This is a genomic window from Pseudomonas sp. GW823-FHT02C02 (assembly GCF_058797635.1).
Genome location: NZ_JBXAJV010000011.1, coordinates 111,882 through 125,254, shown reverse-complemented (window position 1 = coordinate 125,254; position 13,373 = coordinate 111,882). Strand labels below are relative to the sequence as shown.

The 13,373-nt window shown below is 58.4% G+C and carries 17 protein-coding genes; 8 read left to right on the top strand and 9 right to left on the bottom strand.

The genetic code is table 11. The features are described 5' to 3' along the window. Window positions 1-59 precede the first annotated feature (59 nt). The 3 genes from AC1ROI_RS20285 to AC1ROI_RS20275 all read left to right on the top strand — a co-directional run bounded on the left by AC1ROI_RS20285 (window position 60) and on the right by AC1ROI_RS20275 (window position 2,335). On the top strand, window positions 60-521 hold the full coding sequence (locus tag AC1ROI_RS20285) for a MarR family winged helix-turn-helix transcriptional regulator (protein ID WP_042932887.1): 462 nt from the start codon (window positions 60-62) through the stop codon (window positions 519-521). A gap of 347 nt (window positions 522-868) precedes the next feature. After that, a complete protein-coding gene (locus AC1ROI_RS20280; RefSeq protein ID WP_010461312.1) occupies window positions 869-1,288 on the top strand; it encodes an organic hydroperoxide resistance protein in 420 nt (139 codons plus the stop codon). Between the two features lie 33 nt (window positions 1,289-1,321). Continuing rightward, window positions 1,322-2,335 carry an alpha/beta hydrolase gene (locus tag AC1ROI_RS20275; protein ID WP_010461316.1) on the top strand — a complete coding sequence of 338 codons (1,014 nt, stop codon included), beginning with the start codon at window positions 1,322-1,324 and terminating at the stop codon, window positions 2,333-2,335. Window positions 2,336-2,509: 174 nt separating this feature from the next. On the opposite strand, the gene AC1ROI_RS20270 is transcribed toward AC1ROI_RS20275, so the two are convergent. Both AC1ROI_RS20270 and earP read right to left on the bottom strand, forming a co-directional pair. Further along, entirely contained in the window at window positions 2,510-3,079 is a 570-nt protein-coding gene (locus AC1ROI_RS20270; protein ID WP_007943632.1) for an elongation factor P, read from the bottom strand. Between the two features lie 48 nt (window positions 3,080-3,127). Beyond that, window positions 3,128-4,285 carry an elongation factor P maturation arginine rhamnosyltransferase EarP gene (gene earP, locus AC1ROI_RS20265; protein ID WP_102594031.1) on the bottom strand — a complete coding sequence of 386 codons (1,158 nt, stop codon included), beginning with the start codon at window positions 4,283-4,285 and terminating at the stop codon, window positions 3,128-3,130. A 124-nt stretch (window positions 4,286-4,409) separates the two neighbouring features. On the opposite strand from earP, the gene AC1ROI_RS20260 reads away from it, so the two are divergent. Both AC1ROI_RS20260 and AC1ROI_RS20255 read left to right on the top strand, forming a co-directional pair. Beyond that, window positions 4,410-4,820: a hypothetical protein gene (locus AC1ROI_RS20260; RefSeq protein ID WP_010461324.1), complete on the top strand. Its 411-nt coding sequence runs from the start codon at window positions 4,410-4,412 to the stop codon at window positions 4,818-4,820. A 2-nt stretch (window positions 4,821-4,822) separates the two neighbouring features. Next, entirely contained in the window at window positions 4,823-5,305 is a 483-nt protein-coding gene (locus tag AC1ROI_RS20255; protein WP_010461326.1) for a GreA/GreB family elongation factor, read from the top strand. A gap of 6 nt (window positions 5,306-5,311) precedes the next feature. On the opposite strand, the gene cysB is transcribed toward AC1ROI_RS20255, so the two are convergent. The 5 genes from cysB to AC1ROI_RS20230 all read right to left on the bottom strand — a co-directional run bounded on the left by cysB (window position 5,312) and on the right by AC1ROI_RS20230 (window position 9,271). Beyond that, entirely contained in the window at window positions 5,312-6,286 is a 975-nt protein-coding gene (gene cysB, locus AC1ROI_RS20250) for an HTH-type transcriptional regulator CysB (RefSeq protein WP_010461327.1), read from the bottom strand. Between the two features lie 115 nt (window positions 6,287-6,401). Beyond that, the gene (locus AC1ROI_RS20245) at window positions 6,402-6,905 is read right to left on the bottom strand and encodes a universal stress protein (protein ID WP_010461329.1); all 504 of its coding nucleotides are present in this window, start codon (window positions 6,903-6,905) and stop codon (window positions 6,402-6,404) included. 95 nt (window positions 6,906-7,000) lie between these two features. Then, window positions 7,001-7,906 carry a 5'-nucleotidase gene (locus AC1ROI_RS20240; RefSeq protein WP_010461331.1) on the bottom strand — a complete coding sequence of 302 codons (906 nt, stop codon included), beginning with the start codon at window positions 7,904-7,906 and terminating at the stop codon, window positions 7,001-7,003. A gap of 25 nt (window positions 7,907-7,931) precedes the next feature. Continuing rightward, complete coding sequence (locus tag AC1ROI_RS20235; RefSeq protein ID WP_042932241.1) at window positions 7,932-8,888, bottom strand: putative 2-dehydropantoate 2-reductase; 957 nt, start codon at window positions 8,886-8,888, stop codon at window positions 7,932-7,934. Continuing rightward, complete coding sequence (locus tag AC1ROI_RS20230; protein WP_102594030.1) at window positions 8,885-9,271, bottom strand: thioredoxin family protein; 387 nt, start codon at window positions 9,269-9,271, stop codon at window positions 8,885-8,887. The genes AC1ROI_RS20235 and AC1ROI_RS20230 overlap by 4 nt, the downstream gene beginning before the upstream one ends. Between AC1ROI_RS20230 and AC1ROI_RS20225 the strand changes: the two genes are divergently transcribed. Both AC1ROI_RS20225 and AC1ROI_RS20220 read left to right on the top strand, forming a co-directional pair. Continuing rightward, complete coding sequence (locus tag AC1ROI_RS20225; RefSeq protein ID WP_010461337.1) at window positions 9,270-9,713, top strand: PilZ domain-containing protein; 444 nt, start codon at window positions 9,270-9,272, stop codon at window positions 9,711-9,713. The genes AC1ROI_RS20230 and AC1ROI_RS20225 overlap by 2 nt on opposite strands. A 161-nt stretch (window positions 9,714-9,874) precedes the next feature. Then, window positions 9,875-10,951 (top strand): 3-deoxy-7-phosphoheptulonate synthase, encoded by a 1,077-nt coding sequence (locus AC1ROI_RS20220; RefSeq protein ID WP_010461339.1) that lies wholly within the window; start codon window positions 9,875-9,877, stop codon window positions 10,949-10,951. Between the two features lie 66 nt (window positions 10,952-11,017). Here AC1ROI_RS20220 and AC1ROI_RS20215 read toward each other — a convergent pair whose 3' ends face one another. After that, window positions 11,018-11,305, bottom strand: coding sequence for a GNAT family N-acetyltransferase (locus AC1ROI_RS20215; RefSeq protein ID WP_010461341.1), 288 nt, complete (start codon window positions 11,303-11,305; stop codon window positions 11,018-11,020). Window positions 11,306-11,945: 640 nt separating this feature from the next. On the opposite strand from AC1ROI_RS20215, the gene oprI reads away from it, so the two are divergent. Further along, complete coding sequence (gene oprI / locus AC1ROI_RS20210) at window positions 11,946-12,197, top strand: outer membrane lipoprotei OprI (protein WP_002553018.1); 252 nt, start codon at window positions 11,946-11,948, stop codon at window positions 12,195-12,197. 122 nt (window positions 12,198-12,319) lie between these two features. On the opposite strand, the gene AC1ROI_RS20205 is transcribed toward oprI, so the two are convergent. Then, window positions 12,320-13,291 (bottom strand): L,D-transpeptidase family protein, encoded by a 972-nt coding sequence (locus AC1ROI_RS20205; RefSeq protein WP_010461344.1) that lies wholly within the window; start codon window positions 13,289-13,291, stop codon window positions 12,320-12,322. Window positions 13,292-13,373: the final 82 nt, after the last annotated feature.

Below are 13,373 nucleotides of genomic sequence, written 5' to 3'. Positions count from 1 at the left end.
TCTGGTGCATTAAAGATTCGCCCGCTAGATTCATGACGATCACTGATCAAGGCTTTGAAATGACCACCGAACGCACCACCCCGGATAACTGCGACCCGCTGCTGCTGGATAATCAGGCTTGTTTCGCCCTGCATTCCACCTCGCTGCTGATGACCAAGGTCTACAAGCCGTTGCTGCAAGCGCTGGGCCTGACCTATCCGCAGTATCTGGCGATGATGGTGTTGTGGGAGCGGGACGGGCTGACCGTAGGCGAAATCAGCACGCGACTGCTGACAGACCCCGGCTCACTGACCCCCTTGCTCAAACGCCTGGAGGTCGAAGGATTGCTCAGTCGCACCCGCAGCCGAGAGGATGAACGGGTGGTGATCGTCGAGCTGACCGAACAGGGCCGTGCGTTGCGCGACAAGGCACGCAGCATTCCCCAGTGCATCCTCGGTGCAAGCGGAATGACGCTTGAGAGATTGCAAAAACTGCAAGCGGAGCTGCAAGAGCTGCGTAGCAATCTGCAAGACAGCCTTTAATCCCTCAATCCCCCCAAATCCCTGTGGGAGCGAGCCTGCTCGCGATTGCAGTGTGTCATTGAGCATTGATACTGACTGACACTCCGTCATCGCGAGCAGGCTCACTCCCACATTTGTTTTTGTGGTGCCCCAGTTGATCGGGTTGCTTCCTTCGAAAAAATCTTCCGCTAAAAAATCCTGCCGCGACCGCTCTAACTCAGCACATCCAATCCGCGCCCCCCTTCAAGCCAAAACTTTTTCAAAAAATTATCTTGCGCGCTAACTATTAGCGCGATACATTCATCTCGCACTTACTTAGCGCGCAAACATTTAGCGCAAATAAATCAAATCTGAACGAGGCTCACACCATGCAAACTCTCTACACCGCAATCGCAACCTCCACTGGCGGCCGTGACGGTCGTGCGGTTTCCAGTGACAACATCCTCGACGTCAAACTCGCCACCCCGAAAGAGCTCGGTGGTGCCGGCGGCGCAGCGACCAACCCTGAGCAATTGTTCGCCGCCGGCTACTCCGCCTGCTTCATCGGCGCGCTGAAATTCGTCGCCAGCCAGACCAAACGCAGCATCCCGAACGACGCGTCGATCACCGCCCATGTCGGCATCGGCCAGATCCCTGGCGGTTTCGGCCTGGACATCGACCTGCACATCAGCCTGCCAGGTCTTGAACAAGCCGACGCGCAAAGCCTGGTCGAGGCGGCTCACCAAGTCTGCCCGTACTCGAACGCGACCCGTGGCAACGTCGATGTGCGCCTGCACGTCACCGTCTAACCGCCGACTCCCAGGCCCGAACAGGAAATGAACATGAACACTTTCAGCAAAGTCTTGACCGGCACCCTTCTCGCTATGTCCATCAGTAACGCGTTCGCAGGTGATGGGGTTGAACACAACACCCAGGCGTTCCTCGACGTTCTGAATGCCGGCACCGGCAAACCGATGGAACAACTCACCCCCATAGAAGCCCGTGCGGTGCTGGTGGGTGCGCAAGCCTCGGTGAAACTGACGCTGCCAAAAGCCGATGTCAGCGAGAAGACCATCCAGGTCGACGGCCAACCGCTCAGCCTGACCATCGTCCGGCCGGCCGGTGTCAAGGGCGAGCTGCCAGTGTTCATGTTCTTCCACGGCGGCGGATGGGTGCTGGGAGATTTCCCGACCCACGAACGTCTGGTACGCGACCTGGTGACGGGGTCGGGTGCAGCAGCGGTGTTCGTCAATTACACCCCGTCCCCGGAAGCGCATTATCCGGTGGCGATCAACCAGGCCTACGCCGCGACCAAATGGGTGGCCGAGCACGGTAAAGAGATCAACGTCGACGGCAAACGCCTGGCCGTGGCCGGCAACAGCGTCGGTGGCAACATGGCAGCCGTGGTTGCACTGATGGCCAAAGACAAGGGCACGCCGGCGATCAAGTTCCAGGTGCTGCTGTGGCCGGTGACCGATGCCAGCTTCGAAACCGCGTCCTACAACCAGTTTGCCGAGGGTCACTTCCTCACCAAAAACATGATGAAGTGGTTCTGGGACAACTACACCACCGACGCCAAACAACGTAACGAGATCTACGCCTCGCCGCTGCGGGCCACCACCGCGCAACTGAAGGGCTTACCGCCTGCGCTGGTGCAGACAGCCGGTGCCGACGTGTTGCGCGATGAAGGTGAAGCCTATGCCCGCAAACTCGACGAGGCGGGTGTGCCGGTCACATCGGTTCGTTACAACGGGATGATTCACGACTACGGCTTGCTTAACGTAGTGAGCCAGGTGCCGGCGGTACGGTCGGCGATGCTGCAAGCGTCCGAAGAACTCAAGCAACACCTGAAATAACACCGCCCCCTGTAGGAGCGAGGCTTGCCCGCGAAAGCGTCGTGTCAGTCGACATCGATGTTGAATGACACGACGCCTTCGCGGGCAAGCCTCGCTCCTACAGGGGCGGGTGTTTCAGACAGGCACAAAAAAGCCCGACTCAATGGTCGGGCTTTTTCATTCCTGAAGCTGTGCTTATTTAGCACGGCCTTTGTAGGAACCGCCTTCGCGGGTATCGATCTCGATCATGTCGCCGATTTCGATGAAGTCGGCAACCGACAGCTCGGTACCGTTCTTCAGTTTGGCAGGCTTCATCACCTTGCCGGAAGTGTCACCGCGAGCGGAACCTTCGGTGTAGTCAACCTGACGCACGATAGTGGTCGGCAGTTCTACGGAAACCAGACGCTCTTCGAAGAAGATCGCTTCGCAAACATCGGTCATGCCTTCTTCAACGAAAGGCAGAACGGCTTCGATGTCTTCAGCGTTCAGTTCGTACATGGTGTAGTCAGTGGTGTCCATGAACGTGTAGGTGTCGCCGCTGATGAAGGACAGGGTCGCTTCTTTGCGGTCGAGGATTACGTCGTCCAGTTTGTCGTCAGCGCTGTAAACGATCTCGGTCTTGTAACCGGTCAGCAGGTTTTTCAGCTTGGTCTTCATGATCGCGCTGTTACGACCGGATTTGGTGAATTCAGCTTTCTGAACCAGCCAAGGATCGTTTTCGAGACGGATCACGGTACCGGGTTTCAGTTCTTTACCAGTTTTCATTGCGAATATCCGAATTTGGATGGGATTTACAAAAATCTAGGCCGCGTATCATATCCAATTTACATAAAACTGTACCAGCGCCGCGGCAAGATCGGCCTGCAAGGCCTGTTCCAGACACCACGTCTCGGCGTGTTTTTGCAGCTCGGGCCAGTGTTTACGGGTCGCAAGCCAGTGGTCGGACATATCATGACCCGCATTCCACGCACGCCAAAGACCGCTGATCGCCTCGCCGGCAGGCTCGGACAGGCCTTTCGTGTACAGCGTCAGGAAGGCGTCGAGCTTGTCCAGGTGGATGTCTTCGTCCTGCTGATAGATGTGCCAGAGCAGCGGCCGCCCTGCCCATTGCGCGCGGACAAAGGAATCTTCACCGCGCACGGCGTTGAAATCGCAACACCAGAGCACGTGATCGTATTGATCCTGTCGGACGAACGGCAGGATTTGTACGGTCAATTGATCTCGCACATGCAGCGCACCGGCGGCCAATCCGTCGACGCCCAGCCAGCGTGCGACATCCCCGAGAATCCGGCCTTCGGGCACCAACAGATGCGTGGGTGTCGAATCAACGGCCATCATGTCCAGCCAACTGGCCAAGCCGCTATTTTCGTAGGCAAATAGCGAGATCAGTTGGGCATTGGGCGCGCGATCAATCCCAAGGCCTTGCAGGAATGCTCGCTGCGCCTCGGGGTCTTGCTGAAACTGCCTGCGACGTTCAAGCAATCCGCTTTCACGCAGCAAGCCGCCCGTGCCTTTCTGAAACCCCGGAAAGAAGAAGTACTTCTGCACATTCTTGTACTTCACCGACGGCAAACCGTGACAACCGGTCACCCAGTCTTCGGCGCTCAGGTAGTCGAGGTTCATCCACAGCGGCGGCTTTTCCCGCGAAGCCATGGCGTCCATGTAAGGGCCCGGCAACTGGCAGGCGAACGCGGCGATCACCACATCAGCGGCTTCAGCGGGTTGCCATTCGGTGGGCCACTGACGCACCTCCACACCCTGCTGCCATTGCTGCGTGGCGCTGATGTCGATTTCAGGACAGATACGTTCAAAGGCCCGCAGGTCATCGACCCACAACCGCACCGCCACGGCATGCTCGGCCACCAACTGTCGGGCCAGGCGCCAGGTCACGCCGATGTCGCCAAAGTTGTCGACCACGGTGCAAAAAATATCCCAGCGCCAGCGGTTTTTCACTTGAGGCATTTCAGGCATTCCAGGCTCCCGTTGGCAAAGGCGCCGATTGTCCGCATAAATTACCTCACGCAGAAGAGCCGACGGCGATTAATCTTCGTGCGACAATCGCCATTCGCCCGCGACCACCCGCCAGGAGGCAGCCATGCCCTACCGTCCCGCCCCGCGCCGCCCGTTGCCGATTCAGCTCAACGCGCTGCAATTGACCGGCAGCATTGCCCTCGGTCTGTGGCTTGGATTCCTCGCAATTGCGCTGACCTGCTGGCTCGCCTCGCGCCTGCTGTTCAGCGAGCAACTCGCGCCGGTCGCAGCCGCTGTAGAGCAACTGGCCAAGCCGCCAGTGGTAGTGCAGCCGGTGCCGGACATCCCGGCGCAAAGCCCGCTGTTCGAACAGTACGAAGAGAACCTGCGCAAGAACGAGCAGCAGCAACGCATGGATCAGGCCCGCAGCAGCGGTCGCAACCTGTCCAATCCGAAATGCCAGTTCTGGCTGCAACAGGACCAGACCGCACCGAGCGAAAAAAGCCGCGCCAATGTCCTGCAATTCTGCGACTGATCATGAATAAGCAAACCGTCCACCAACTGATTCTCGACAAGCTGCGGATTGATCTCGACATCGCCGAACGTGCCGCGCAAACCGCTTACGAAACCGCGACCCACGAAGAAAACATCGCCGAAAACAAGTACGACACGTTGGGGCTGGAGGCGTCTTATCTGGCGGCCGGACAAGCCAGGCGTGTCGAAGAAATCAGGCAGTCACTCGTGCTTTGCCAAAACCTGACCTTGCGCCCGTATGACCCACAACGCGGGATCGAAGTGGGCGCCCTGCTCGGCCTGGAAGACGAAAAGGGTCGTGAGCAGTGGCTGTTTCTGGCGCCTGACGCGGCGGGTCTGAAAGTCGATATGGTCGGACAGATGATCACCGTCATCACCCCTCGCTCACCGCTGGGTAAAAGCCTGCTGGGCAAGTTCGAAGGGGACGAGGTAGAGATTCTGGTGGCGGGCGCTCGGCAACAGTTTGCTGTTACCGAGGTGATTTAAAAGGGATCAGTGGACCGGCAGTTCGACGCCGTCGAACAGCTCTTCCAACTCCTGCTTGTTGTGGCACTGAATGGCCTTGGCCATGACTTCGCGGGTCAGGTGCGGCGCGAACTTCTCGATGAAGTCGCACATGAAACCACGCAGGAAGGTGCCACGACGGAAACCGATTTTAGTGATGCTGGATTCGAACAGGTCGCTGGCATCGAGCATGACCAGATCGCTGTCGAGTTTGGCATCGACTGCCATTTTTGCCACGATGCCCACACCCAGGCCCAGACGAACATAAGTCTTGATCACGTCGGCGTCGGCCGCGGTGAACACCACTTTCGGCGTCAGGCCGCGATGGCTGAAGGCTTCATCGAGCTTCGAACGGCCGGTAAAACCGAACACGTAAGTCACGATCGGGTATTCGGCCAAGGCTTCGAGAGTCAGCTTGGACACTTTGGTCAGCGGGTGGCCCTGAGGCACGACCACGCAGCGGTTCCAGCGGTAGCACGGCATCATCACCAGGTCGCCGAACAGCTCCAGGGCTTCGGTGGCAATGGCGAAATCCACGGTGCCGTCAGCGGCCATTTCAGCGATTTGCATCGGCGAACCCTGGTGCATGTGCAGGGCAACGTCCGGGTACTGCTTGATGAAATTGCTGATCACCGGCGGCAAGGCATAACGTGCCTGAGTGTGCGTAGTGGCGATCGACAGGGTGCCTTTCTTCTCGTTGGAGAATTCCTGGGCGATCTGCTTGATGCTTTCAACCTTGCGCAGGATCTCGCCGGCGGTGGTGATGATGCGCTCGCCGGCTGGGGTGACGCGGGTCAGGTGCTTGCCGCTGCGGGCAAAAACCTCGACGCCCAGTTCGTCTTCCAGCAGACGGATCTGCTTGCTGATGCCCGGTTGCGAGGTGTAAAGGCTTTGGGCCGTAGCGGAAACGTTGAGGTCGTGGTGCGCCACTTCCCAGATGTAGCGCAGTTGTTGAAGCTTCATATGAATCCCTCAAAGCAAGGTAGACGCCACGGGCATCAGCGACGATATATAACTATATTAATGGTTCGAAGAATAAATCTAGAACTTTTTTGTCAAATTGCCACTATCTGTTGTTCTAGCGATCCCCTTGGCGGCGACGTTCAACCAGCGGCACCAGGTAAACCGGCACCCGAGACAGTTGCAACACCCGCGCAGCGGTCCGGCCCAGGGGTGTTTCCGCACCTGCACCATGGCTATGACTACCTACGATCAACAAATCCACGGAGAGTTTCTGCGCCTGGTCGAGAATCACCTGTGACGGGTCACCCTGCAGCACCCGCACCGCTTTGATCCGCTCCAGATCCTGCTCCCCTTCATCCCCCAACTCCTCTCGAAAGCTGTCGAGCACCCGCTGCTCGATATTGGCGATCACCGTATTCAAGCCCTGACTGTGAAACTCGTTCAAGGCCTGCTCATCGAGGTAACTCTGCAGCACTGATTCGGCAAACAACCCCATGGGTTCAACGGCGTGCACCACATACAAATCAGCATTGAATGTCCGCGCCAGCGCCAAGGCATGCTGCATCACCAACGGTGCGTACAGCCCGAGGTCCGTGGCATACAGCATCGAATGAATCATATGACCTCCTCGCGTGCCAACATGGCGGAGATTTGATTCAGCTTAGCAGTGCCTTGGCGAGTGCGACGTGCGGCGTAACGTGTTGAACGGAGGGCTTAAACTTTTTGCTCGTTGCTGATGCCGTGGGGCACGTGGCCGGTGGCGACCACTTCGCGGGCCAGTTCACAATGGCCGGCCTGGTCGTCGAAAAACACATCGGCGGCGAACGCTTCGAGAAACGCCGACTTGGTCAGCCCACCAAGAAACAGCGACTCGTCCAGACGAATGTCCCACTCGCGCAAGGTACGAATCACCCGCTCATGGGCTGGCGCCGACCGCGCCGTCACCAGGGCGGTGCGGATCGGACAGGCGTCATCGGGAAACTCGCGTTGCAACAGATTGAGGGCGGCGAGGAAGCCTTTGAACGGACCTCCGCGCAAAGGCTCGCGGGCCGATTCGCGTTCGCTGGCCTGGAACGCTTCCAGGCCGCCAGACTGATAGATCCGCTCGGACTCGTCTGAAAACAGTACGGCATCACCGTCAAAGGCGATGCGCAATTCATCGCTGGCTGCACGGCTGGCACCGCCCGACAGAATGGTTGCTGCAGCAAATCCGGCATCCAGCGCGCTGCGCACGTCTTCGGCGTGGGTGGAGAGAAACAGGTCGCAGCCAAAGGCCTTGAGGTACGGATAAGGACTGCGCCCGCCAACGAACGCCGCGCGGGAAATCGCCAGGCCATAATGATTAATCGAGTTGAATACGCGCAGGCCGGTGTCGGCGCTGTTGCGCGACACCAGGATCACCTCGACCCGGGCCCGACCGAGGCTGGCGTTCAGATTGAGCAGTTTCTCCACCAACGGAAACGCATCCCCGGGCGCGAGGATTTCGTCTTCGTGCTCGATCTGATATTGCCGGTAGGCTTCGACGCCGCTCGACTCATAAACCTTGTGGCTTTCGTCCAGGTCGAATAGCGCTCGCGACGAGATCGCCAGCACCAGTTTGTCGTCGATAGTCTTTGCCATGCCCTTCCCCCTCAGGTTGATCGACTTACGTGTTGCGTCGATCGATAAAACTCAAGCCGCGATACAAGGCCTCGATTCGCGGTAATTCGCAACCCGCCGCCTTGGCCGCCGCCAGAGGTCGCGCGTAAATTGCCTGCAATTCCAGCGGTCGTTTGTGCAGAAAATCGTGGTACATGCTTGGCCAATAGTCGGGCATTTTCTCGGTCACCTTGAACAAATGCTCGGCATACCCGGCCGGTATGTCGTGACCGCAAGCGATTGCCCCCTGAACCACTTCGGCCATCAGCGCCTGGATCAGTTCCCGGCTGTCGACATCGGCCATCAACGGCGTGGTGCTGGCCCCAAGCAGAACCGACAGGCCGTTGTAAGGGATATTCCAGACCAGCTTTTGCCAGCGTGCCTGGTGCAGATTCGGCATGGCCTGAGAGTCGATGCCGGCCGCGCGGAACAGTCCGGCGCCCTCTTCGACAATCGTCATTCGCGCCTGCTCATCGGCTGCGGGACCGCTGTGGTAGCCAACGTTCACCGCGCCGAGCGCTTGATGGGTTACGACGCCAGGCCCTTCGCGATGGACGCAGATAAAACACAGCCCGCCGAGCAGGTGCAGGGAATCGGGAAGTAACTCACGCAAGCTGTCTTCGACGTCCAGGCCATTTTGCAACAGCAGGACGTTGGCATTCGGCGCGGCGGCCTGGATGATGGCGGGCGCGAGGTCCGCGTTGCTGGTGGTTTTTGCGCCGACCAGCAACCAGTCACAAGCGGGCATGTCCTCAGCAGACGAATAGGCCTGGACCGGGTTCAGCGTCAATGCGCCATGCACCGCACTGTCAACGTGCAGCCCGCGTTCGGCGACCGCTGCAAACTCGCTGCGCAACAAGAAGTGCACATCGAACCCGGCACGCGCCAGCATCACCCCGTAGAACCCGCCGATCGCGCCGGTTCCGATAATCCCGATTGTCGGTTTGGCAACTGCCCCCATCATGGCAACTCCTCTGCATGTCGACTGAGCGCCTGGCGCACGGCTTCATTGAGCCCGGTGCTGGTCAGGCGCGACTGTACTGCCCCGAAAAACTCGCCGTCGCGCACTACAAACAGCGCCGGCAAATGAAAAACCTGATAACGCTCGACCAGCCCGCCATTGTCTCCGGCATCGATCCAGCACAGCCGGTCGATCGCCAGATCGAGTCCTGGCAATTGCTCGCGGGCAAAACGGCAACTGGCGCAGCCGACACTGGTGAAAATCACCAGCGACACACCGCTCATCGCCAGCAGCCGCTGGTCGGCGTCGAAATCAGTCAGTTGCAATTCGACCACTATACTGGGGGGAACAATGTCAAATGGCCGACACAGGGAGTTTGTGTTCATGGGACGTTTTTTACCTCACCCTGACGATGTGCCCGTCGAGTTAACGTTGCTCAAGCATGAGTGCATTTCGCGGCAACGGCTGCACACTATCAGCCTCGGCGGCATGGCTTGCAATTACCACCGCGCCTGGCGCCACGGTACGGCGCTGGAAGTGCGCATGCCAACGTTGAATCCCGATTTGCGCTATCTGGGTTATGTGGCCTGGTGCCTGCGACGCAAACGCGGTTACCTGGTGGGCATTGCCTTCGTCGACGAACAGATGCTGTTCAGTGCGCGAATGGGCGAGCAGGTTTGCCAGATCGAACGTTATTGCCGCCTGCGTGACGCACACGATGACCTGCAGGATATTCAGGCCCTGGCCCTCGACTGGGTCCAGCAGCATGCCGACGAGTTCTCTCACGACACGGTTCGCAAGGCATTTGCACAGCCTGCGCTGGGTTAGGCAACGCTCTCAATTAGTGAGAATGCCCCTAAAACCAGCGTCTGCCCATTGTCGAGCAGGCGCGTAACGCGCTAAGGTTCGGCTCCCCGACGCGCTTAATTTGCTGTGCTCCGCCGCGCGGGTTCGCTGGCGGCCGGCACCCGTGACCTGACGAGTAAACGATGGCTGATTTACCGATCAACGACCTAAACGTCGCTTCCAACGAGACCCTGATCACTCCCGATCAGCTAAAGCGTGACATCCCTCTGAGCGACGCTGCCCTGCGCACTGTCACCAAGGGCCGTGAAGTCATTCGCAATATTCTTGATGGCACCGACCACCGCCTGTTTGTTGTCATCGGGCCTTGCTCGATCCACGACATCAAGGCTGCCCACGAATACGCCGAGCGCCTGAAGGCGCTTGCGGCTGAAGTGTCCGATACCCTGTATCTGGTCATGCGCGTGTATTTCGAGAAGCCACGCACCACCGTCGGCTGGAAAGGCTTGATCAACGACCCGTACCTGGACGACTCGTTCAAGATTCAGGACGGTCTGCACATCGGTCGTCAATTGTTGCTGGACCTGGCCGAAATGGGCCTGCCGACCGCAACTGAAGCCCTCGACCCGATCTCCCCGCAATATTTGCAGGACCTGATCAGCTGGTCGGCCATCGGCGCGCGCACCACCGAATCCCAGACTCACCGTGAAATGGCCTCCGGCCTGTCCTCGGCAGTCGGCTTCAAGAACGGCACCGACGGCGGCCTGACGGTCGCTATCAACGCCCTGCAATCAGTTTCCAGCCCTCACCGCTTCCTGGGTATCAACCAGGAAGGTGGCGTGTCGATCGTCACCACCAAGGGCAACGCCTACGGCCACGTGGTCCTGCGCGGTGGCAACGGCAAGCCGAACTATGATTCGGTCAGCGTCGCGCTCTGCGAGCAAGCGTTGAACAAGGCGAAGATCAAGCCGAACATCATGGTCGATTGCAGCCACGCCAACTCCAACAAGGACCCGGCCCTGCAACCGCTGGTGATGGAGAACGTCGCCAACCAGATCCTCGAAGGCAACCAGTCGATCATCGGCCTGATGGTCGAAAGTCATCTGAACTGGGGCTGCCAGGCCATCCCGAAAGACCTCGCCGACCTGCAATACGGCGTGTCGATCACTGATGCCTGCATCGATTGGTCCGCTACCGAAAATACCTTGCGCAGCATGCACGCCAAGCTCAAGGATGTGCTGCCCAAACGCGCTCGCACCTGATCACGTTTCGCCGCACACAAAAACGCCGGGCTAAACCCGGCGTTTTTTTGTGTTCGTATTTTAAGGTTACTGGCTCAGCTTGGCGGCATGCCGCTGGTGACGCTCCATGTAGCGCTCGACGTAAGAGCACGATGGAATGACGGTGTAACCCATTTCCTCAGCGTACTCCAACGCCTTCTCGGTCAAGGCTGCCGCAATGCCGCGACCACGCAGTGCGTTGGGCACAAAGGTGCGATAGATATCCAGGGTCTGTTTCCCCAGATCCATATAGGTCAGGTAGGCACGATGACCGTCCACACTGGTCTCGAACTGATGACCAGCCTGGTCATGGTGGATGGACAACGCCTCGCTCATCACTACTCCTCGCGGGTCTTGAATTCTGACCCCTACCTTACCGATGTTTTTCCGGCGAAGGAACATCTACGCCACCTCGTGCCTGAATGGACACCGAGAAGAGCGGCACCGATCTCGCGCAACCGAGCACGTATCAAATAGTAGGCACCATTGGCAGAAATGCTCAAGGTACGCTCGTCATCGCGCTCAGTGGCGGGTGCTGCTCCGGGTGACGCAGGGACGGCTCGACCGGAGATATCTGCGGGTCGATAGCCTGAACATTGCCGGATGTTGAGACTTAAGACGAACGCGCGCTCTTAAAGTCACCATCAAGATGGATAAAGATTATGAGAGCCACGGCGCAAAATCCGAACAAAAGTATGGACGAATCCATATAGACGGACTTTAGCCAAGAATGAGAAAAACAGCGGTGAGTGCACGGAACTTTTTTCGGCGGCTCGCTCATCTCGGGCCTCCTGGCTGGATATTTTTTAAACAACGCAGTTAAAAGTTGCTCGAAAAAGAATCAACGCCTACAATTTTTTTTGCTTCTTGCTACACGTCAGTTTACTTACTAGAAGTAATGGGTAGTATGTACGCCGGCTATTTCCTCACTCTGAGGAGACAGCTACTTAATAGAAAGTCCTTGAAGGGGAACACGATGAACAACGTTCTGAAATTCTCTGCTCTGGCTCTGGCCGCAGTTCTGGCTACCGGTTGCAGCAGCGTATCGAAAGAAACCGAAGCACGTCTGACTGCTACTGAAGACGCAGCAGCTCGCTCCCAGGCTCGTGCAGACGAAGCTTACCGTAAAGCTGATGAAGCTCTGGCTGCTGCTCAAAAAGCACAACAGACTGCTGACGAAGCTAACGAGCGTGCTCTGCGCATGCTGGACAAAGCTAGCCGCAAGTAATAATCCTTCGGGGTTGTTATCAAGCCGACCCATTTTTGGGTCGGCTTTTTTTTGCCCGGTGTTTCCTGCCGGCCATAAAAAACCCGCCGACGCGGCCTGCGTCGGCGGGTTCTTTTCAAGCCTTACTGCAGCGGATCGATCGGCGCACTCGTCACCATCGACGTAGAAGCGTTCGGCACTGCGATTTCAACCGGCAAGCCATCTTCAGCGGCAACCACGTCACGCACCACATCCCAATTCATGCGCAGGTTGTTGGTGATGTCCTCGCGCTTGAGCATCGCGTTGATCACCGCGGTGTGCTTGTCGACCACCGACGGGTTGCCGTTGTCGTCCAGCGGGGTGTGTGCTTCCAGATACACCTTGCCCCCACTGACGCCAAACTTGTAAGGGTCGTTGATGATGCGCACCGACGTCCCGACCGGCACCATGCCCGCCATTTCGAGCACGTTGTTGTTGAACATGCGGAAGCAGCCGTGGCTGGTGCGCATGCCGATGCCGAACTTCTTGTTAGACCCGTGGATCAGGTAGCCCGGCGTGCCCAAGGTGAATTTGAACGGCCCCAGTGGATTGTCCGGGCCTGCCGGCACGACGTTCGGCAGCGGATCGCCGTCAGCGGCGTGCTCGGCCTTGATCGACGCTGGAGGGGTCCAGGTCGGATTCGGCGTCTTGGCGATGATGCTGGTATGGGCAATCGGCGAGCCCCAGCCTTCACGGCCGATACCCAGCGGGAAGGTGTACACCACGTTCCGGCCTTTCGGGAAGTAGTAGAGGCGGTACTCGGCCAGGTTGATGACGATGCCTTCGCGCGGACCCGGTGGCAGGATGAAACGCGTCGGCAGGACGATCTCGGTGCCAGCGCCCGGCAACCATGCATCGACGCCAGGGTTGGCCGCGACCATTTCCGAATAGCCCAGATCGTAAGTGGTGCCGAGGTCGGCGAAGGTGTCTTCGTACTTGGCCTTGATCACTTGTACCTGACCGATGATGTCTTCACCGGGCGGTGGCAGGGGCAGCTCCAATGCGGCTACGGGGCCCGCCACACAAAGGGCGGCAAGAGACAGGCAGCGGGTGACGGCAGGAAAACGCGGCAACATCCGGAAAATCCTTCGCATGATCGACAAGGGTATAAAAACGCGATTGTACACTGGCATCTGGAAAATCGGGGAGTTGACCGAT

Bases quoted from the DNA above. Each gene is read 5' to 3' on its own strand.
- AC1ROI_RS20285 (WP_042932887.1), top strand. From the start codon at position 60: ATGACCACCGAACGCACCACCCCGGATAACTGCGACCCGCTGCTGCTG.
- AC1ROI_RS20280 (WP_010461312.1), top strand. From the start codon at position 869: ATGCAAACTCTCTACACCGCAATCGCAACCTCCACTGGCGGCCGTGAC.
- AC1ROI_RS20275 (WP_010461316.1), top strand. From the start codon at position 1,322: ATGAACACTTTCAGCAAAGTCTTGACCGGCACCCTTCTCGCTATGTCC.
- AC1ROI_RS20270 (WP_007943632.1), bottom strand. From the start codon at position 3,079: ATGAAAACTGGTAAAGAACTGAAACCCGGTACCGTGATCCGTCTCGAA.
- earP (WP_102594031.1), bottom strand. From the start codon at position 4,285: ATGCCTGAAATGCCTCAAGTGAAAAACCGCTGGCGCTGGGATATTTTT.
- AC1ROI_RS20260 (WP_010461324.1), top strand. From the start codon at position 4,410: ATGCCCTACCGTCCCGCCCCGCGCCGCCCGTTGCCGATTCAGCTCAAC.
- AC1ROI_RS20255 (WP_010461326.1), top strand. From the start codon at position 4,823: ATGAATAAGCAAACCGTCCACCAACTGATTCTCGACAAGCTGCGGATT.
- cysB (WP_010461327.1), bottom strand. From the start codon at position 6,286: ATGAAGCTTCAACAACTGCGCTACATCTGGGAAGTGGCGCACCACGAC.
- AC1ROI_RS20245 (WP_010461329.1), bottom strand. From the start codon at position 6,905: ATGATTCATTCGATGCTGTATGCCACGGACCTCGGGCTGTACGCACCG.
- AC1ROI_RS20240 (WP_010461331.1), bottom strand. From the start codon at position 7,906: ATGGCAAAGACTATCGACGACAAACTGGTGCTGGCGATCTCGTCGCGA.
- AC1ROI_RS20235 (WP_042932241.1), bottom strand. From the start codon at position 8,888: ATGATGGGGGCAGTTGCCAAACCGACAATCGGGATTATCGGAACCGGC.
- AC1ROI_RS20225 (WP_010461337.1), top strand. From the start codon at position 9,270: ATGGGACGTTTTTTACCTCACCCTGACGATGTGCCCGTCGAGTTAACG.
- AC1ROI_RS20230 (WP_102594030.1), bottom strand. From the start codon at position 9,271: ATGAACACAAACTCCCTGTGTCGGCCATTTGACATTGTTCCCCCCAGT.
- AC1ROI_RS20220 (WP_010461339.1), top strand. From the start codon at position 9,875: ATGGCTGATTTACCGATCAACGACCTAAACGTCGCTTCCAACGAGACC.
- AC1ROI_RS20215 (WP_010461341.1), bottom strand. From the start codon at position 11,305: ATGAGCGAGGCGTTGTCCATCCACCATGACCAGGCTGGTCATCAGTTC.
- oprI (WP_002553018.1), top strand. From the start codon at position 11,946: ATGAACAACGTTCTGAAATTCTCTGCTCTGGCTCTGGCCGCAGTTCTG.
- AC1ROI_RS20205 (WP_010461344.1), bottom strand. From the start codon at position 13,291: ATGTTGCCGCGTTTTCCTGCCGTCACCCGCTGCCTGTCTCTTGCCGCC.